Annotated in this window: 14 protein-coding genes and 1 pseudogene; 10 read left to right on the top strand and 5 right to left on the bottom strand. The window is 69.5% G+C overall.

The genetic code is table 11. The features are described from left to right. Positions 1–536 precede the first annotated feature (536 nt). A complete protein-coding gene (locus AB0J64_RS40800) occupies positions 537–881 on the top strand; it encodes an STAS domain-containing protein (RefSeq protein ID WP_364040035.1) in 345 nt (114 codons plus the stop codon). On the opposite strand, the gene AB0J64_RS40805 is transcribed toward AB0J64_RS40800, so the two are convergent. The 4 genes from AB0J64_RS40805 to AB0J64_RS40820 form a co-directional block, all read right to left on the bottom strand. Continuing rightward, the gene (locus AB0J64_RS40805; protein WP_364040038.1) at positions 866–3,022 is read right to left on the bottom strand and encodes a terpene synthase family protein; all 2,157 of its coding nucleotides are present in this window, start codon (positions 3,020–3,022) and stop codon (positions 866–868) included. The genes AB0J64_RS40800 and AB0J64_RS40805 overlap by 16 nt on opposite strands. Before the next feature lie 70 nt (positions 3,023–3,092). Further along, on the bottom strand, positions 3,093–4,508 hold the full coding sequence (locus AB0J64_RS40810) for a family 2B encapsulin nanocompartment shell protein (RefSeq protein WP_364040041.1): 1,416 nt from the start codon (positions 4,506–4,508) through the stop codon (positions 3,093–3,095). Between the two features lie 31 nt (positions 4,509–4,539). Beyond that, positions 4,540–5,475, bottom strand: a complete 936-nt coding sequence (locus AB0J64_RS40815) for a 4-hydroxy-3-methylbut-2-enyl diphosphate reductase (RefSeq protein WP_364040044.1) — start codon at positions 5,473–5,475, stop codon at positions 4,540–4,542. A gap of 11 nt (positions 5,476–5,486) precedes the next feature. Beyond that, positions 5,487–6,530: a polyprenyl synthetase family protein gene (locus AB0J64_RS40820; protein ID WP_364040047.1), complete on the bottom strand. Its 1,044-nt coding sequence runs from the start codon at positions 6,528–6,530 to the stop codon at positions 5,487–5,489. Positions 6,531–6,734: 204 nt separating this feature from the next. Here AB0J64_RS40820 and AB0J64_RS40825 point away from each other — a divergent pair, with 204 nt between their 5' ends. The 5 genes from AB0J64_RS40825 to AB0J64_RS40845 all read left to right on the top strand — a co-directional run bounded on the left by AB0J64_RS40825 (position 6,735) and on the right by AB0J64_RS40845 (position 11,046). Next, a complete protein-coding gene (locus AB0J64_RS40825; protein ID WP_364040050.1) occupies positions 6,735–7,916 on the top strand; it encodes a zinc-dependent alcohol dehydrogenase in 1,182 nt (393 codons plus the stop codon). A 52-nt stretch (positions 7,917–7,968) separates the two neighbouring features. Beyond that, positions 7,969–9,036 carry an NAD-dependent epimerase/dehydratase family protein gene (locus AB0J64_RS40830; protein WP_364040053.1) on the top strand — a complete coding sequence of 356 codons (1,068 nt, stop codon included), beginning with the start codon at positions 7,969–7,971 and terminating at the stop codon, positions 9,034–9,036. A 79-nt stretch (positions 9,037–9,115) separates the two neighbouring features. Further along, a complete protein-coding gene (locus AB0J64_RS40835) occupies positions 9,116–9,586 on the top strand; it encodes an ATP-binding protein (protein WP_364040056.1) in 471 nt (156 codons plus the stop codon). 158 nt (positions 9,587–9,744) lie between these two features. Further along, on the top strand, positions 9,745–10,644 hold the full coding sequence (gene folP, locus AB0J64_RS40840; protein WP_364040059.1) for a dihydropteroate synthase: 900 nt from the start codon (positions 9,745–9,747) through the stop codon (positions 10,642–10,644). Between the two features lie 9 nt (positions 10,645–10,653). Beyond that, entirely contained in the window at positions 10,654–11,046 is a 393-nt protein-coding gene (locus AB0J64_RS40845) for a DUF1992 domain-containing protein (protein WP_364040062.1), read from the top strand. Between the two features lie 187 nt (positions 11,047–11,233). Here AB0J64_RS40845 and AB0J64_RS40850 read toward each other — a convergent pair whose 3' ends face one another. Beyond that, positions 11,234–13,585: a glycoside hydrolase family 6 protein gene (locus AB0J64_RS40850; RefSeq protein WP_364040065.1), complete on the bottom strand. Its 2,352-nt coding sequence runs from the start codon at positions 13,583–13,585 to the stop codon at positions 11,234–11,236. A gap of 267 nt (positions 13,586–13,852) precedes the next feature. Here AB0J64_RS40850 and AB0J64_RS40855 point away from each other — a divergent pair, with 267 nt between their 5' ends. The 4 genes and pseudogenes from AB0J64_RS40855 to AB0J64_RS40870 all read left to right on the top strand — a co-directional run. Further along, positions 13,853–16,804: a glycoside hydrolase family 48 protein gene (locus AB0J64_RS40855; protein WP_364040068.1), complete on the top strand. Its 2,952-nt coding sequence runs from the start codon at positions 13,853–13,855 to the stop codon at positions 16,802–16,804. Between the two features lie 8 nt (positions 16,805–16,812). Beyond that, positions 16,813–17,313 (top strand): annotated as a pseudogene (locus AB0J64_RS40860) (glycoside hydrolase family 9 protein); the annotation flags it as partial. 107 nt (positions 17,314–17,420) lie between these two features. Next, positions 17,421–18,944 carry a glycosyl hydrolase family 28 protein gene (locus tag AB0J64_RS40865; RefSeq protein ID WP_364040071.1) on the top strand — a complete coding sequence of 508 codons (1,524 nt, stop codon included), beginning with the start codon at positions 17,421–17,423 and terminating at the stop codon, positions 18,942–18,944. After that, positions 18,941–19,804: hypothetical protein (locus tag AB0J64_RS40870; RefSeq protein WP_364040074.1), on the top strand; the 864-nt coding region annotated here is incomplete at its 3' end. The genes AB0J64_RS40865 and AB0J64_RS40870, both read left to right, overlap by 4 nt.

The following is a 19,804-nucleotide window of genomic DNA, read 5'->3' on the forward strand; positions in this document are numbered from 1 at the left end:
ACTGCAGGATCACCTGGGCCCGGGGCCGTGGCCGTTCACGGCCGTCGTAGAAGACCAGATCCCCCGTCCCCCGGTACTACTTCCTCCTCGGATATCCGGCTGCTCCCGCGTCGTCGAGCCGATCCGAACCCCCCGTAAGCCCCCACGCGTATTCTCTCCCCCAATTCTCCGGTCATGGCCCCATGAAAAGGGATGCCGGCCATCTCGATCGCGGAACGCGGGCACCGCCATGGTTCCCCATTCATATGGAGTTCTCGCGCGCGCCCCAGCGTTCCTCCGAATAACCGGCTCGTCGAGAGCGGGCGGCCGCCCCCCCGCGCTACGGCCTGGCCCCGTGGCCCCGCTCCTGGCTGGGCGGACGCAGTCCGTACGTCCACGCCCCCGCGCCCCAGAAGCCCTCGCGCGACCCTTCATAATTTCCCCGTAATTCGGTCATTTTCCGGCGAAAATTACATAGCGAAACATACTTCGTGTAACCTGGTGAATCGTCAGAGCAGGAGTACGACCCCCAGAGCGTGTGTGTTGGGGGGTGCGACGTGAGCGGCGCCGAAGACCGGCTGCTCTATCAGGATCGGCAGCTGAAGATCACGGTATGCCCGGCTCCCGGGCCGCCGTCCGTGGCGCTGATCGGGGAGATCGACGCCTCCAACAGCCCTGCGGTCGCCGGTGCCCTGGCGAGTTGCCGCCAGGGAGCGTACATCGTCGTCGACATCGGCAAGCTGAGCTTCATAGACGTCTCGGGCCTGCGCGTGCTCGTCATGCCCACGCTCCCGCCGTCACAGCGGTGGATCCGCCTGCACAACGTCACGCCGCACCAGCGCCGGCTGCTGCGCATGATGGGCTGGTACTACGAGCCCCGCGCCCATCACCTGCCCGCGTAGAGAGGCAGGGCCGCCGAGGTGCCGAGGCCCGTCGGGCCGCCCAGCCGGAACCGCGGCGGCCGGTTGTGGCGGCGCAGCGACTCCTCGTCGAACCGGGAGCAGTTGTGGTGCCAGTGGAACACCCCGGCCACCCAGTTACGCAGCCCGTCCACGAACGCGTCGAGGTCCTGCCGCGTGTCCGCGTCGAGGCCGAGATCGTCGCACACGATCGGCAGCTCGTGCTCCACGATGTGCTGGAACTGGCCCATCCGCGAGGCCTGCAGGTCGGTCACGATGGCGAGCGCCGTCGGGTAGTCGCAGTCGAAGAAGTGCTGCACCACCAGGATGCCGTTGTGCAGATCCCCCTCGAACTCGATCTCCTTCTGGTAGGAGAAGACGTCGTTGATCAGCGTCCCGCAGTCGGCGGCGGTGTTCTCCAGCGACCGGATCGGCCCGCTCTCGCGCAGCTCACGGGGGAGCCGCCGGCCGTGCCGCATCCGGCTGAGGCTCATGGTCAGATCGCTGCCGGCGGCCTGCCGGCGCATCTCCATGAAGTCCACGGGGTCGGGGATGCGGTTCGCGAACTGGTTGCCCAGCTCCCACAGCCAGGCGAGGCACGTGCTCTCGACCGCCTCGCGCAGCTCGCGGCGGCCCTCCGGCGGCATCGGCCCCACCGTACGCGCCCAGACGTCGGCCAGGCCTCGTTCCAGCACGGTCGCCGGGGGCGGCGCGGGCGAGGCGTCCAGCGGCATGAACGCCGAGAACCGCTCCACCGCGATCCTGGCCGCCGCGAGGTTGCGTGACCGGCCGAAGACGGCCGGGAAGTAGTCGTCCGCGTACGTGCCCCACGCCATCCAGTACGAAGCCACGTCCAGCTCCTCGGGACCGCCGTCGGGATGCATGCCCGCGACGCACAGCGGCAGGTCGAGGTCGATCAGCCGCCGCTCGTCCCACACGGTCGAGTCGAGCATCCCCATCTCCCCGCACCAGGCCACGGTGTTGCGCCGGGCGGCGTCGAGATGGGGCGACAGCCGGACCTGGAAGGGCATGCACAGGTCGGGGATCCGCGACGGTCCCACCCGCTGGTACGGCGTGTACGTGAAGCTACGCAGCCGCTTGGCCCCCAGCATGTTGACGATCGACGGCATGCCCAGCGGCTTGCGGGCGGCGGCCCGCTGGTTCATGTACCGGCTGGAGCGCAGGTGCCACTCGTGCCCGCCCGACTGCCAGTCCTGCAGCCCCTTGACGTAGGCCAGCACGCCGGCCGCGGTGGGCGGATCGACGCCGTACTCCACGAACAGCGGGCCCAGCTCGCCCAGAGCCGTGTGCTCGAACTGCTGCAGCCGCGAGGTCAGCAGGTCGTTGACGGCGTCGGCGGCCTCCTGCGTGCCGCAGCCGAGGAACGTCTCCAGCACCAGCACGCCGTTGCTCAGCTCGCCCTCGTCCCCGACCTCCCGCTCGTACGAGAACAGGTCGTTACGCAGATGGACCGCGTCCGCGAAGGCGTCCTTCAGCACCCGCATCGGACGCGTCCCCGCGAGCCGCGCGGGCACCTCCGCCCCGACCGCGTGCTCGACCAGCCCCGCCGACCAGGGAGCCCCGCCGACCTTGCGACGCATCTCGATGTACTCGACCGGGTTGGCCACCCGTCCCCGGTTGATGTTGGCCAGCTCCCAGAGAGACTCGTTCAGCAGGTTTCTGGTGCTCTCGGCGAAACGCGCGCGCCAGTCCGCCGACCTGCTGGGCACCGTACGCACCCACAGGTCGGCCAGGCCCGCCTCGACCGGGTTGGTGGGCTCGGGCATGGTCAGGTCCTCGCCCATCGGCATGAACCGCGCGATCCGGTCGAGGTACGCCTTGCTGCCCGCCAGGTCGCCGGTGCGCTTGAAGACCTCCAGGAAGTGGTCGTCGAAGAAGAAGACCCACACGTACCAGTCGGTGATCAGGCAGAGCTCGGCGCCGTCGCAGTCGGGATGCGTGTACGCGCACAGCAGCGCGTAGTCGTGGGCGTCGAGATCGACCTCCTCCCAGATGCCCGACCCTTCGGACATGCCCAGGTCGCGCGCCCACCGCTTGGAGTGCGCGCGAGCCTCTTCGAGATGCGGGTTCAGCCGCGCCGGGTACGGCATGTAGAAGTCCGGCAGTTCGAACGGCTGGCTCATGGTCGCTCCTTCGCAGTGCGCGGGCCGGCACCGTGCACGCGGTGCCGGCCTCCGGCGTCCGGTCCCTCGGTCAGCCGTTCCTGCCGACCTCGACGTCCTCCAGCACGCCGAGCGCGTCCGGCACCAGAACGGCCAGCGAGTAGTAGGCGCTGACCAAGTAGGAGATGACGGCCTTCTCGTTGATGTTCATGAACCGGACCGACAGGCTGGGCTGGTACTCGTCGGGGATGCCGGTCTGGTGCAGGCCGACAACGCCCTGGTTCTCCTGCCCGGTGCGCATGAGCAGGAAGGACGTCGTGTACGTGGCCGAGATCGGGATCTTGTTGCACGGGAAGATCGGGACGCCCCGCCAGGCCGGCATCTTGTGCCCGAGTACGTCGATGGACTGCGGGTAGACGCCGCGCTTGCTGCACTCCCTGCCGAAGGCGGCGATGGCCTGCGGGTGGGCCAGGAAGAACGCCGGGTCCTTCCACACGGTGGCCAGCAGGTCGTCGAGGTCGTCAGGGGTGGGCCGGCCCGTGCGGGTGCGGATGCGCTGGCTGAGGTCGGCGTTGTGGAGCAGGCCGAACTCCCTGTTGTTGATCATCTCGTGCTCCTGCCGCTCGCGCAGGGCCTCGATCGTGAGCCGGAGCTGCTGGTCGAGCTGGCTCATCGGCTGGTTGTACAGGTCGGAGACCCGGCTGTGCACGCGCAGCACCGTCTGGGCCACGCTCAGCTCGTACTCGCGCGGGCTCAGCTCGTAGTCCACGAACGTGCCGGGCAGCACGGGCTCGCCGGTGTGGCCCGACGCCAGGTCGATGGCGGCCTCGCCGTAGTCGTTGTGGGCGTGCTCCACGCTCGAACTCCAGCGGTCCAGATGCTCGCGCAGCGCAGGCGACCGGTCGGCCACCTGCTCGAAGTCCTGCCTGGACAGGGTGAGCACGGTGGTGGCCGTCTTGGCCCGCGCGGTGAACGCGAACCGCCCGCCGTCGGTCAGCGTCTGCTCGCCGAAGTGGTCGCCGTCGGCCAGGATGCCGAGACTCTGCTCGTCGCCGTACGCGCCGCGGGACACCTTGCTCACGCGGCCGTGGGCGATGAGCACCAGCCGGTCAATGGGCCGGCCCTCGGAGACGATCTCCTCACCCGCCTCGATCTCACGCTGGGCGAAGCTACCGGCCAGGGCCTGCAGCGCCTCGGTGTCGTCGAAGCCGCGCAGCATGGGTATCTCAGTCAGCTCGGCAGGGATCACCCGTACGTCCGAACCGGTGTTGCTGAACGTGATGCGGCCGTCGCCCAGCTCATAGGTCAGCCGCCGGTTGACCCTGAACACGCCGCCCGAGCACTGCACCCAGGGCAGCAGGCGCAGCAGCCAGCGGGAGGTGATCTCCTGCATCTGCGGCGGCGTCTTGGTCGTGGTCGCGAGCTGCTTGGCCGCCTCGGTGCTGAGGCTGAGCTGTCCGTTGCCGTTGACGGTCTCAGGGGCGGTTGAGTTGGTCGTTTCGGTCATCGTGCTGCACCACCAATCTCGATAGGGGGATCTAGCCGGACTTGCGGGCGGATCGGAGTTCGAGCGGAAGCGAGAACGTCAGGGTCTCCTCGGCCAGGGTCACCCCCTCCACGTCGGCGTATCCACGGGCGGCGAGCCAGCCGAGTAACTCCTCGACCAGCAGCTCGGGGACCGAGGCGCCGGAGCTGACCCCGACGGTGCGCACGCCGTCGAGCCACCGCTCGTCGGCGTCCCCGGCCCTGTCGACCAGGTACGCCGCGTCCGCGCCGGCGCCCAGTGCCACCTCGACCAGCCGCCGGGAGTTGGAGGAGTTGGCCGAGCCGACGACGATGACCAGCTCGCACTCCGGCGCGATCCGGGTGATCGCCTCCTGGCGGTTCTGGCTGGCGTAACAGATGTCGTCGCTGGGCGGGTCCACCAGGTCGGGGAAGCGTTCGCGCAGCTCGGTGACGGCCCGCATGGTCTCGTCCACGGCCAGCGTGGTCTGCGAGAGCCAGGTCACGCGCCCCTTCGCCGTCACCTCGCCTGGGCGGGCCGGGTCCACGACGTGGATGCGGTCGGGGGCCTCGCCGTGGGTGCCCTCGACCTCCTCGTGCCCGGTATGGCCGATCAGCACGATCTCGTAGCCCTCCTCGGCCATGCGTACGGCCTCCTTGTGGACCTTCGTGACCAGCGGGCAGGTGGCGTCGATCGTCCGCAGCCCGCGCAGCCCCGCCGCCTCCTTGACCGCCGGCGAGACGCCGTGGGCGGAGAAGACGACCAGCGAGCCGTCGGGCACCTCGTCGAGCTCCTCGACGAAGACCGCGCCGCGCCTGGTGAGGTCGTCGACCACGTAGGTGTTGTGGACGATCTGTTTACGCACGTAAACGGGTGGGCCGAAGCGCCGCAGCGCCTCCTCGACCGTGGTGATGGCGCGTTCGACACCCGCGCAGAAGCCGCGCGGGGCCGCGAGAAGTACCCGTCCCATCGGGGAACCCCCTAGTTGGTGCGGTGCGCGAGCTGGTCCGCCAGCAGGGCCAGCACTCTCGCGGCCTCCGGCTCGATCCGCGCCGTGGCCAGTGCCGTCACGGCCTCGTGCACGCGTTCTTCGATCATTTCCTCGACCCGGGCCAGCGCTCCCGTGTCGCGCAGGATCTGCCGCAGCTTCGCGGCGTGCTCCTCGGTCAGCTCGGGGTTGCCGTACCAGCTCCCGAGGAGGCCGAGCTGGGCGGGGGAGGCGTTCCGCACGGCATGCGCGAAGAGCACCGTGCGCTTGCCCTCGCGCAGGTCGTCGAGGGCCGACTTGCCGGTCTCCGGCTCCGAGCCGAACGTGCCGAGCACGTCGTCGCGGAGCTGGTACGCCTCACCCAGCGGCAGGCCGAAGCGGGAGTACGACTCCAGCACCTCCATCGAGGCGCCCGCCAGCGCGCCGCCGATCTGCAGCGGCCGCTCGACGGTGTACTTGGCGGTCTTGAACCGGATCACCGTCAGCGCCTCGGCCACGCTCGCGCCCGAACGGAGCTGGGCCACGATGTCGAGGTACTGGCCGCTGATGACCTCGGTGCGCATGGCGTCGAACACGTGGTGCGCGGCGCGCAGCCGGTGCGGCTCCACTCCGCACGACGACAGCATCGTGTCGGACCAGACCAGGCTGAGCGTGCCGAGCAGGATGCCGCCCCCCTGCCCGAACGCCTCCGCGCCCGGTCCGGAGTGCAGCCGGGCCAGGCTCCTGTGCACGGTGGTCCGGCCTCGCCGCAGGTCGCTGCCGTCCATGATGTCGTCATGGATGAGCAGGCCCGCGTGGCACAGCTCCAGGGCCGCGGCGGCGGTGATGATCTCCTCGCTGTCGCCGCCGCCGGCGCCGCGCCAGCCCCAGTAACACAGCTGCGGCCTGACGCGCTTGCCGCCGTTGAGGATGAAGTCGGCCAGTAACCGGTACGCCGCCTCGACGTCCGGATCGTCGACGGGGGCTCCCCAGGTCTCGAGGAAGCCGGCCAGGCGCCGGTCCACGCGCGACCCGACGTCGGGCTGAATGAAGCTCACCGGCATGCGCGCGGCTCCTTCGGTCAGAAGTTCGCTACCAATAGTTATTCATTCAATACGTAGCGTGTAAAGAGTCTTCTGTAGCGGATGACTTCTTCTGCCTCAGCAGTCCCAGCGGCAGGGAGTGTCGAGAGGGGCGTGCCGTTTGATGCGATATGCGGGGGTATGCGGCATTCGTGGGCGCCTCTTCCGTAAGGAGACACCATGAAGGCAGTCACGTGGCACGGCAAGCGCGACGTCCGGGTCGAGGAGGTGCCCGACCCCGCCATCAAGGAGCCCAACGACGCGGTCATCAGGGTGACCAGCACCGGCATCTGCGGCTCCGACCTCCATCTGTACGAGGTGCTCGGGCCGTTCATGGCCGAGGGCGACATCCTCGGGCACGAGCCCATAGGCATCGTCGAGGAGGTCGGCTCCGGGATCGACAACCTCAAGCCGGGCGACCGCGTGGTCATCCCGTTCAACATCGCCTGCGGCCACTGCCACATGTGCTCGATGGAGCTCTACGCCCAGTGCGAGACCACCCAGGTGCGCGAGCAGGGCACGGGCGCCGCGCTGTTCGGTTACACCAAGCTCTACGGCCAGGTGCCCGGCGGGCAGGCCCAGTACCTGCGGGTGCCCGAGGCGCAGTTCGGCCCCGTCAAGGTGCCCGAGGGGCCGCCGGACGAGCGGTTCGTGTACCTGTCCGACGTGCTGCCGACCGCCTGGCAGGCCGTCGCCTGGGCGGACGTCCCGGAGGGCGGCAGCGTCGCCGTCCTCGGCCTCGGCCCGATCGGCCAGATGTGCGCCCGCATCGCCGGCCACCTGGGATACCGGGTGATCGGCGTGGACGGCGTGACGCAGCGGCTGGAGATGGCCCGCCGCCATGGGATCGACGTCATCGACGCGAGCGAGGTCACCGACGTCCCCGGGGAGATCCGGCAGCGGACCTCCGGGCGCGGCACGGACTCGGTCATCGACGCGGTCGGCATGGAGGCCCACGGCTCGCCTGCCGCCAAGGTCGCCCAGACCCTCGCCGGCATGCTGCCGTCCGGGGTCGCCGCGCCGCTGATGACGCATGCGGGCGTCGACCGGCTGGCCGCGCTCAACCAGGCCATCGACGCGGTACGGCGCGGCGGCGTCATCTCCGTCATCGGCGTCTACGGCGGCATGACCGATCCCATGCCCATGCTGCGCATGTTCGACAAGGGCATCACGATGCGCATGGGCCAGACCCACGTCAGGCGGTGGACCAGCGTGCTGATGCCGCTGGTGACCGATGAGTCCGATCCGCTCGGCGTCATGGACCTGGCCACCCACCGGATGCCGCTGGAGCAGGCGCCCATGGCGTACGAGATGTTCCAGAAGAAGGCGGACGGAGCGGTCAAGATACTCCTACAGCCATAACTTGCCACGTCACGGGGATTTTCCGGACCAACGGCCGGGCAGCGGAGCTTCCATGAGAGTCGTTGTGGTTGGAGCAACCGGGAACGTCGGCACCAGCGTGGTACGCGCGCTGGCCACGGACGGAGGCGTGACCTCGATCGTGGGGGTCGCCCGCCGGTTGCCCGGGTGGCGGATCGACCGCACCGACTGGCGGCAGGCCGACATCGCGACCGCGGACCTCACGCGGATCTTCGACGGGGCGGACGTGGTCGTGCACCTCGCGTGGCTGTTCCAGCCGACCCGCAACCCGTCCGTCACGTGGCGGGCGAACGTGCTGGGCAGCATGCGCGTCTTCCGCGCCGTCGCCGAGGCGGGCGTGCCCGCGCTGGTCCACGCCTCGTCCGTGGGAGCGTACTCGCCGGGGCCCAAGGACCGGCCGGTGGACGAGAGCTGGCCCACGCACGGCTGGCCGGGGGCCGCGTACGGGCGGGAGAAGGCGTACGTCGAGCGCGTGCTCGACGTCTTCGAGCACGACCACCCGAGCACCCGCGTGGTGCGGATGCGGCCCGGGTTCATCTTCCAGCGGGTGGCGGCGACCGAGCAGCGCAGGCTGTTCGGCGGGCCGTTCGTGCCGCGGCGGCTGATCAGGGCGGGGCGCATCCCGTTCGTGCCGGACGTCCCCGGCCTGCGGCTGCAGGTGGTGCACGCCCAGGACGCGGCGGAGGCGTACCGGCTGGCGGTCACCAGGCAGGTGCGGGGCGCGTTCAACATCGCCGCCGAGCCCGTGCTCGACCCGCCCGACCTCGCCAAGCTGCTCGACGCCCGTACGGTGCCGGTCTCGCCCACCGTGGCCAGGGCGGCCATGGCGGTGGGCTGGCACATGAGGCTCATACCGGCCGCGCCCGGGCTGCTCGACCTGGTCCTGCGGATCCCGGTCATGAAGACCGACCGGGCCAGGGAGGTGCTGGGCTGGACGCCCCGGTACTCGTCGTGGGAGGCCATGCGGGAGCTGGTCGAAGGGCTGCACGACGGCGCCGGCATGGACACCGCGCCGCTCGCCCCCGACGGCGGGCCGGTCGAGCGGATGAAGGAGCTCGCCACCGGCGTGGGCGGCCGTTCGTATGTGCGTCCTGGTGTGTAAGGCCCCGGCTCCGGGGAACGGGAGACACAACGCGAGGTCCTGAAGCGCGGCCTGTGTGTCGGACGACACGGAGGAGTGCATGCGCACCCTGATGGCCCAGCCCTTCACCCTCCACGACGTCACCCGACTACGTCGTGCAGTGGCCGAACTTGCAGGCAGTTGCGGGCTGAGCAGTCCCAAGCTCGATGACTTCGTCCTGGCCGTGCATGAGAGCGTCGTCAACGCCGTGGAGCACGCCGGTGGGCATGGGTACTTCAAGCTGTGGACGGTGAACGGCGTGATCCGCTCCGAGACGACCGACCGGGGCTCGGGCATCCCCAACGGGTACGTGGACGCCGACCTCAAGCCGCTCGACCTCACCGAGGAGGGCAGGGGGATCTTCCTCATCCGCCGGCTGTGCGACATGGCCGACTTCGACACCGGTCCCGGCGGCACCACGGTCCTGCTCACCATGCGGCTGCCGCACCCACCGGAGCGCGTCACCCATCGGGTCATGAAGCGCATGCGGGTCTCCGCCGGCCGCCACCCCTTCGGCCGCTTCACGGCCTGACCCCCGCCCCGCGTCCTGGTGTCGGGCGGTCCCATGACACCCCTGCCTCCGTGACGGCCGCGGTGGTGCCCGTGGACGGCGTCGCGGCGTTTGGCGCACTCCCTCGGTCGGGACGGGCGGGGCGGATGGGCTGGACAGGGGCCAGGTAGGCTCGCAACGTGAGCGGCGAAACGCTTCCTTCCGGGATGATCTCGCCCGTCCGGCGCATCGGGCGGAGGGAGTTCGACTTCGCGCGCCAGGTCGCCATCATGGCCATCGTCAACAGGACGCCCAACTCCTTCCACGACCAGGGCAGCACGTTCGCGCTCGACAGCGCCGTCGCGGCCGCGCGCAGGGCCGTGGACGAGGGGGCCGACTGGGTGGACATCGGCGGGTTCGCCTTCAGCGCGGCTCAGGCGCAGATCGGCGCGGACGAGGAGATCGAGCGGGTCGTCCCGGTGATCGTCGAGGTCAGGAAGGCCACCGACGCCGTCATCTCCGTCGACACCCACAGGCCCGAGGTGGCGCGGGCGGCCGTCGAGGCGGGGGCCGACGTGATCAACGACACCAACGGCCTGCGCGAGCCCGGCATGGCGGAGTTCGCCGCCGAGTCAGGGGTCAGCGTGATCGTCACGCACAGCCTCGGCGGCCCGGGCAAGCGGGTCTTCCGGCCGAGTTACGCCGACGTCGTCTCCGAAGTGGCCGGGTTCCTGCGCGAGCGGGTCGCGTACGCGCTGAAGTCCGGCATCGCCGAGGACCGGATCATCATCGACCCCGGCCACGACCTGAACAAGAACACCTTCCACTCGCTCGAGCTCACGCGCCGGCTCGAGGAGATCACCGCGATCGGGTACCCGACGCTGGTGGCCCTGTCCAACAAGGACTTCATCGGGGAGACGCTCGACCGCCCCCAGGGCGAGCGGAAAGAGGGCACGATCGCCGCCAACGTCTTCTCCATCCTCAAAGGCGCCCGCATCCTCCGGGTGCACGACGTGGCCGCCACGGTCGCGTCCGTACGCATGACCGAGGCCATGCTCGGCTGGCGTGGCCCGCGGACCCCGAGTCACAATCTGGCCTGAGGAGGTCAATTGACCGAGCGGAAACCCAGGGGCATGCCGTTCGAGAGCTGGGTCGACCGGCAGATTCGCGAGGCGGAGGAGCGCGGCGCGTTCGACGACCTGCCGGGAGCAGGAAAGCCGCTGCCGGACCGGCCGTACGACGAGATGTGGTGGATCAAGCAGAAGGTCGAGAGCGAGGGGCTCTCGATGCCGCTGCCGCCCACGCTGGCGCTGCGCAAGGAGGCGGAGGAGGCGCTGGCCGAGGCGCGCGGGGCCAGGTCGGAGACGCAGGTGCGGCAGATCCTCGAGGAGATCAACCAGAGGATCCGCGAGGCGATCAGGACGGGGCTGTCCGGTCCGCCGCTCAACCTGATGCCGTTCGACGTGGACGAGATCGTGTCGGAGTGGCGGAGATCCCAGTAAGGAAGGGGCCCCGGAGTGCGGGGCCCCTTCGGGTGGTCGAGGGACCCGGGTCAGGCGGGCCCCTCCGAGAGACCCGGGTCAGGCGGGTCGCTCGGGCTTTCTGCGAGGGGCCCGGACCGGGTGGTCCGGGCCCCTCGGTTCCGCCGGGGGCCCGGGTGAGGCGCCGGGCCCTCGGCCGTACCGATGGTTAGTTGACCGGCGGGTACGCGTTCCGCAGCAGTTCCTGGAACTGCGCCGAGAACCAGCGGCCGGACAGCGGCGCGCCGGGCAGCGCCCCGGACTTGTTGTGCTTGTTGAGGTCGTTGCCCTCGTACGTCGGGTCGCACATCCGGTCGAACTTCTTGCCCTCGTCGTTCGGGATGTCCGTGCTGGCGCCGTCCGACTCGCCCGGAGGCTTGATCCAGACGTAGGCGTCGAACCCGGCGGGGACGTTGGCGGTGGGCCGCGCGCCCAGGCCCGCGCCGCTCTGGTTGCACCAGTTGCCGGGGTGGATGCGGCGGTCGATGCGTGACTGGTTGACGAAGTCGTTCACGTTGGTCGAGGTGCTCGGCCCGCTCGGGCGGGCAGTGCCGCCCCAGCCGTTGCGCGAGGTGTCGATCAGCATGCCGAGACCCTGCCTGAAGCCCTTGCTGATCAGGGCGCTACGCAGTGCCGTGGCGAAGGTCGTCTCGTCCACGTAGTAGTTCCAGTCGACCCAGTTGGACTGCCGGACCGACGTGCCGTTCACCGTGCTGTTGATGGTGAAGTACGGCTCGGTGGTCGCGGAGTAGTTGGCGGTGTTGACGATGAAGCCGTCCACGCTGTCCACACCGGCGGTCGCGCCCGCCACGGTGTTGTAGAACACGTTGACCGACGGGTTGAAGTTCGAGTCCCAGCCGATCCAGGCGTGGTGGGCGGCGTCGATGTAGGTGTAGACGTTGGTGATGGCGTGCAGCTTGTTCAGCGCGTAGCGGACGCCGTCGACGTAGGCGCCGGTCGAGTTGGCCTCGGCGCACTTGGCGAAGCTGAGGTTGGTGACCAGGTTGGGCAGGGAGTCGGGCTCGATGATCGTGACGATGCGCAGGTTCGCGTACGCGGGGTCGCTCATGATCGCCGCGATCGGGTCGATGTACTCGGTCTTGTAGCGGTTGAGCCCGTTCTCGGCGACGAGCAGCTCGCCGTTGGAGGCCAGCGCCGAGCAGTCGCGGTTGGGCAGGTCGTAGATGACGAACTGCACGGTCAGCGGCGCGGAGCCGTTGGCGGCGTCCTGCTGGACGGCCGCGTCCAGGTGGGCGCGGAGGCCCATGGCGGAGGAGGAGCCGGCGATGGCCGCGATGCGGTCCAGCCACACGGCCGTGGAGGTGTTGGCCACCGCGGAGCCGCCGGGCTCGGCCTGGGCCTTGGCCTTCCAGTCAGGGTTGACGTAGCCGGTCGCGCCGGAGTACGGGTTCTCGACGTGGCCGCCGGGGGTGCTGCCGCCGTCGTTGTCGGCCTCGGTGGCGGTGACCGTCTTGGAGGTCAGGCCGGTCGAGGCGACGGTGATCGGACGGGTGCCGTTGGCCGTGTCGGAGTCCTCAGAGGCGGCCAGGGTGACCGTCTGCGGGGTGTTCCAGTTGGACGGCGTGAAGGTGAGGCTGGCGCCGCTGGAGACGGTGATGTTGGTGTCGCCGCTGCCCGCCGTCGAGGTGACGGTCACGTTGGAGGTCGGGGCGGCGGCCAGGCGTACGGTGTAGGTGGCGGTGGCGCCCTCCGGCACGGTCACCGAGGCCGGCGTGACGATGATCGCCTGCTCCACCACGGCGTCGTCGTCCACCTCGGTGGCGCTGACCGTGGCCGGGGTGACGCCCGTGCCGCCGACGGTGAAGGAGGCCGTGCCCGCGGTGGTGTCGGAGTCCTGCGCCGCGGCCAGGGTGACCGTCTGGGCGGTGTTCCAGTTGGACGGCGTGAAGGTCAGCGAGCCGCCCGAGCTGACGGACAGGTCCGTGTCACCGCTGGCCCGCGTCGTGGTGACGGTCACGTTCGCGGACGGCGCGGAGGAGAGCTTGGCCGTGAACGTGGCCGTGCCGCCCTCGTTCACCGCGACCGAGCTGGCCGAGGTGACCACGGACGGGGTGGTCGGGTTACCGCCGCCGCAGGTGGTGCCGTTCACGCTGAAGCTGGTCGGGTTCGGGTTGCTGCCCGTCCAGGTGCCGTTGAACCCAATCGAGACGGAGCCGCCGGTCGAGAGGCTGCCGTTGTACGGCATGTTGGTCCCGGTGACCCGGGTGCCGGACTGGCTCCAGTTGGCGCCCCAGCCGGTGGGGGTGTACTTCTGGCCCGTGGTGGGGTAGTCGAAGGCCAGCGACCATGAGGTGACCGGGTCGCCGGTGTTCTTCAACGTGATGCTCGCGGTGAAACCGCCCTGCCCAGGGCTGCTGGTCCACGAGTTGGCAGAGTAGGTCACGTCGCAGCCGACCGCGGCGTTGGCGGCCGTGCTCTGGCCGGCGACGAGCCCTAAGGCCGCGACACTCGCGGCGGTCACGGTCACGGCCCATTTGCGGAGGCCGCGTTGGAGTCTCACGAGCGATCATCTCCAGTGTTAGAGGGCTGGGAGCGCTCCCATGGTCTGCCTCAGTCGCATCCGTGTACAGCGGGCGCCACTTCCCAAGGTGTCCGCCGCCCCACATGCTCGTTGAATGGCCCGGAACGTGGATGAAACTTTCATGCCGGGCAGCCTGGTGAGAGGAAACACGAGGGTTACCGGACCGCCATTCCGTTGACATACGCGTGAGGGCACCCACAATCCCGTTTGGGAGCGCTCCCACTCCTCTAATCCCATGGAGATCCCGTGAAGTACAGACCTCCTTCCCTCCTCACCCGCTTATCGAGGCGGCTCGCCGTGGCCACGACGCTCGTCCTCGTGGCGGGCGCGACCGCGGCCGTGGCGGCCAGTCCGGCACAGGCGGCGGTGGCGTGCGACGTGACGTACGCGGCCAACTCGTGGACGAGCAGCCCTGGTCAGGGCGGTTTCACGGCGAGCATCACGTTGAAGAACACCGGTGATCCCATTACGTCCTGGTCGCTGGCCTTCGACTACCCCACCACGGGTCAGAAGTACACCCCGACGGGTTGGGGCGCCAACTGGAGCCAGTCGGGCACCCGGGTCACCGGGACGAACATGCCGTACAACGGCAGCCTGAGCACGGGCGGCTCCGTCTCCATCGGCTTCAACGGCACGTGGACGGGCAGCAACCCGAATCCGACCAGCTTCAGCGTGAACGGCACCACCTGTGGCGGCGTCGGGAACAACACCCCGCCCACCGTGTCGCTGACCTCGCCGACCGCGGGCCAGACGTTCACCGCCCCGGCCACCGTGCCGATCGCGGCGAACGCCTCCGACGCCGACGGCACGATTTCCAAGGTCGACTTCTACCAGGGCTCCACGCTGCTCGGCACCGACACCTCGGCGCCGTACAGCTACAGCTGGACGAACGTGGCGGCCGGCAGCTACTCGATCACCGCGAAGGCCACCGACAACGGCGGCGCTACCACCACCTCGTCGCCTGTCGGCATCACGGTCTCGCAGAACACGGGTCCGGCGCTCGTCGTGAGCCCGACGACCCTGTCCGTGCCGGAGGCGGGCACCGCGAGCTTCGGCGTGAAGCTGTCGCAGGCGCCCTCGGCCAACGTGACCGTCACCACGGCGCGCGCCAGCGGCGACACCGACCTCACGGTCTCGGGCGGCGCCAGCCTGACCTTCACGCCGTCCAACTGGAACACCGCGCAGAACGTCACGCTGGCGGCGGCCAACGACAGCGACACCACCAGCGGCTCCGCCGTCTTCAGGGTGAGCGCCACCGGCTACACCGCGGTCGACGTGACCGCCAGCGAGGCGGACGACGACGTCGGCGGCAACAACACCTACGTCCAGCGCTTCGTCGAGATGTACAACGAGATCCACGACCCGGCCAACGGCTACTTCTCGCCCGAGGGCGTGCCCTACCACTCGATCGAGACGTTCATGGTGGAGGCGCCGGACCACGGCCACGAGACCACGTCCGAGGCCTACAGCTACTACCTGTGGCTGGAGGCGGCGTACGGGCAGGCCACCGGCGACTGGTCGAAGTTCAACAACGCCTGGGCCTCGATGGAGAAGTACATCATCCCGGCCACGGCCGACCAGCCGACGAACTCCTTCTACACGCCGAACAAGCCGGCCACGTACGCGCCGGAGTCCAACCAGATCAGCAACTACCCGAGCCCGCTGGACACCGGCGTGACCCCGGGCACCGACCCGATCGCGAACGAGCTGCAGAGCGCGTACGGCACCCGTGACATCTACGGCATGCACTGGCTGCTCGACGTCGACAACACCTACGGCTTCGGCCGCTGCAACGACGGCACCACCAAGCCCGCCTACATCAACACCTACCAGCGCGGTCCCGAGGAGTCGGTCTTCGAGACCATCCCGCAGCCGTCCTGCGACATGATGAAGTTCGGCGGTCCCAACGGCTACCTGGACCTGTTCATCAAGGACAGCTCCTACGCCAAGCAGTGGAGGTACACCAACGCCCCCGACGCCGACGCGCGCGCCGTGCAGGCCGCGTACTGGGCGGAGACGTGGGCCAAGGCCCAGGGCAAGGACTCGCAGATCTCCGCGTCGGTCGCCAAGGCCGCGAAGATGGGCGACTACCTGCGCTACGCGATGTACGACAAGTACTTCAAGAAGCCCGGCTGCACGAGCCCCTCGTGCGCGCCCGGCACCGGCAAGGACGCCTCCAACTACCTGCTGAGCTGGTACTACGCCTGGGGCGGCGCGACCGACTCCAACGCCGGTTGGGCGTGGCGCATCGGCTCGAGCCACAACCACTCCGGCTACCAGAACCCGCTCGCGGCCTGGGCGCTGGCCAACGTGGCGGAGCTGAAGCCGAAGAGCAGCACCGGAGCGGCGGACTGGAGCACCAGCCTCACCAGGCAGCTGCAGTTCTACGGCTGGCTGCAGTCGGCCGAGGGCGCCATCGCCGGTGGCGCGACCAACAGCTGGGAGGGCCACTACGCGACGCCGCCGGCCGGTCTGCCGAAGTTCCACGGCCTGACCTACGACTGGCAGCCCGTCTACCACGACCCGCCGTCGAACCAGTGGTTCGGCTTCCAGGCGTGGACGATGGAGCGGGTGGCCGAGCTCTACTACGCCTCCGGCAACGCCGACGCGAAGGCGCTGCTCGACAAGTGGGTCACCTGGGCCATGAACAACACCACCATCAACGCGGACGGCACGTACCAGATCCCGTCCACGCTGAAGTGGACCGGCCAGCCCGCGGGCGACTTCACCGCCACCTCCGGGATGCCCCCGGCCAACCCCGGCCTGCACGTGACGATCGCCGACTACACCAATGACGTGGGTGTGGCGGGCGCGTACGCCAAGGCGCTCATGTACTACGCGGCCAAGGCGAACAACACGGCGGCCAAGAACATGGCCAAGGCGCTGCTCGACGGCGTGTGGAAGTACCGCGACACCAAGGGCGTGTCGGTCCCCGAGACCAAGACCGACTACAAGCGCATCGCCGACCCGGTCTACGTGCCGTCCGGCTGGAGCGGCAAGATGCCCAACGGCGACACCATCAACTCCAGCTCGACGTTCATCTCGATCAGGTCCTTCTACAAGAACGACCCCGACTGGGCGAAGGTCAACGCCTACATCAACGGCACCGGCCCCGCCCCCGTCTTCAACTATCACCGGTTCTGGGCGCAGGTGGACGTCGCCGTCGCCCTGGCCGAGTACGGACGGCTCTTCCCGTGAGAAAGGCTCTGATCGCCGTGGCGTCGCTGGCCCTGCCCCTGTGTTTCACAGGGGCAGGGCCGGCGGCCCACGCCGCCGCACCCGCCTTCGCCTACGGCGAGGCGCTGCAGAAGTCGCTCTGGTTCTACGAGGCCCAGCAGTCGGGCGACCTGCCCGACTGGAACCGCGTCTCCTGGCGCGGCGACTCGGGCATGAACGACGGCAAGGACGTGGGCGTGGACCTCACGGGTGGCTGGTACGACGCGGGCGACCACGTCAAGTTCGGCCTCCCGATGGCGGCCTCCACCACGATGCTGGCCTGGGGCGCGGTCGAGTACCGCGACGCGTACGCGAACTCCGGCCAGCTCACGCACCTGCTCAACAACCTCAAGTACGTCAACGACTACTTCGTCAAGGCGCACCCGTCGCCGAACGTGCTCTACGGGCAGGTCGGCAACGGCGGCACGGACCACGCCTGGTGGGGCCCGGCCGAGGCCATGCAGATGGCGCGGCCCGCGTACAAGATCGACGCACGTTCCCCATCACCGACTACGGCGCCAAGCCGGACAACTCCACCGACTGCACGCCCGCCTTCCGCTCCGCCATCGCCGCCTGCAACGCGGCCGGCGGCGGCACCGTGCTCGTCCCCGGCACCGGCAAGTTCCGCACCGGCCAGATCCATCTGCTGTCCGGCGTGCGGCTGCACGTCGAGGCCGGCGGCACGATCCGGTTCAGATCGGACGCGGGCTCGTACCTGCCGAACGTCTACACCCGCTGGCAGGGGATCGAGTGCTACAACTACTCGCCCTTCATCTACGCCAGGAACCAGACCGACATCGCCCTGACCGGGACCGGCACGATCGACGGGAACGCGGCGGCCGGGCCATGGTCCGGCTTCGACGACCAGCGCGGCCCCGACTGGGACCGGTTGCAGCAGCTGGCCGTGGACGGCGTGCCGGTCGAGCAGCGGCAGTTCGGCGACGGCCACTACCTCAAGCCGAGCATGATCCAGTTCTACGGCTGCCGGAACATCCTCGTCGAGGACCTGGACATCCGGAACCCCGCGATGTGGACCATCCACCCCGTCTTATCCCGAAATATCACGATAAGGCGGGTCAAAATCTACAGCCGGGGCGCGATGGTGGACGGCGTCGACCCCGAGTGCTCGTCCGACGTGCTCATCGAGGGCTGCACGTTCGACACCGGCGACGACGGCACGGTCATCAAGTCGGGCCGCGACACCGACGGTCGCCGCGTGGGCGTGCCGTCCACCGACATCGTCATCCGCGGCAACACGTACTACGGCCGCTGGGGCGCGATCACGGTCGGCAGCGAGATGTCCGGCGGCGTCCGCAACGTCTTCGCGGAGAACAACCGCATCCTCGCGGGCTCCTCGTACCACTCCTTCTACGCGCTCTACCTGAAGACCAACAACCGGCGCGGCGGGACGGTGGACGGCGTGCACGTCCGCAACCTGACCGGCGGCCCGTGCGACCGGGGCGGCTTCTTCATCGACATGAACTACAGCCTGACCGGCCCCGGCCAGGGCCCGATCGTCAACCCGGTCATCCAGAACATCACCGTGGACGGCCTGGACATCGCCGACTCGCCGTTCGCGATCAAGCTGTCGGGCTCGTCCGCCAGCCACATCCGCAACGTGACGATCTCCAACAGCACCTTCACCCAGATCGACACGCCCGCGCCCCAGCTCTCCAACGCGGACGACGTCGTGCTGCGCAACGTGCGTATCAACGGCGTCCTGTACGGGTCGTCTCCCGGCAACCGGTACGAGGCGGAGAACGCCACGATCTCGCAGGGCGTCGTCGAGTCCAACCACGCCGGGTTCTCCGGCACCGGGTTCGTCAACTACGACAACGTGGCGGGCTCGTACGTGGAGTTCACGGTGAACGCCGCCGCGGCAGGGCCGGCGACGCTCACCCTCCGCTACGCCAACGGCACCACGGCCGGCCGGCCGATGGACATCGCGGTCAACGGCACGGTCGTGGCGCCGGCGAAGCCCTTCGACGGCACGGGCTCCTGGACCACCTGGCAGTCCACGACCGTCTCCGCCCAGCTGGCCGCCGGCGCCAACACGGTCAGGGCGACCGCGACCACCGCCAACGGCGGCCCCAACCTCGACTACCTGGAGGTCCAGACATGAGTGTGACCCGCCGCCAGCTGGGCGCCCTGGTGGGGGCCGCGCTCCTCGCCCCCGCCGCGCGCGCCAGGCCCGCCTCGGCTGTGGCACCGGCCTGGAAGCTCATGTGGGCGCCCGATCCGGCCGCCGTGGGGCTCGGCGCGTTCGAGACGATCGAGGACGACCGCGCCGACTCCCATCCGGCGGGCCAGCCCCACATCTACGTCGAGGGCGACGCCTTCCGCTTCAATATGCACACCGTCGACCGCGACACCTCGACGGACCGGCAGCGCCAGGAGGTGACGGGCAACCGCAACCCGGACGGCTATCTGCGCTGGCTGACGGGGGAGACCTGGCGCGTCACGTACTCGATGTACATCCCGAGCTCGCTCAAGGCGACCACGACCTTCACCCACATCAGCCAGACCAAGATGCCGGGCACCGGCACCAGCCCGATCACCGTCACCTCGCTGCGCCGTGTGAACGGCGTGCAGACCATCGAGCACAAGATCTTCGAGTCCGACACGCTGGTGGGCCGCACCGAGCTGGAGCCGCTGCACGACAAGTGGATCGACGCCGAGTACGAGATCAAGATCGGTGACGGGAGCGCGGGCTCGGTGCGGTGGGTGCTGCGCAGCGGCGGCGTCACGCTCGTGGACGCGACCAAGACGGGTGACACCTTCCTCGGCGACCGGGTCCGCCCCAAGTGGGGCATCTACCGCTCGCTCGGCGACACCTCGGGCTCGCTGCAGAACTGCTACCTGCTGCTCAGGAACATGCGGGCCTACAAGCAGGTGCAGGCCGTCGCCACCCGGCTGGAGGCGGAGAACGCCACGATCTCGCAGGGCGTCGTCGAGTCCAACCACGCCGGGTTCTCCGGCACC

It is taken from the genome of Nonomuraea sp. NPDC049695 (assembly GCF_040674955.1).
Classification (GTDB): Bacteria; Actinomycetota; Actinomycetes; order Streptosporangiales; family Streptosporangiaceae; genus Nonomuraea; species Nonomuraea helvata.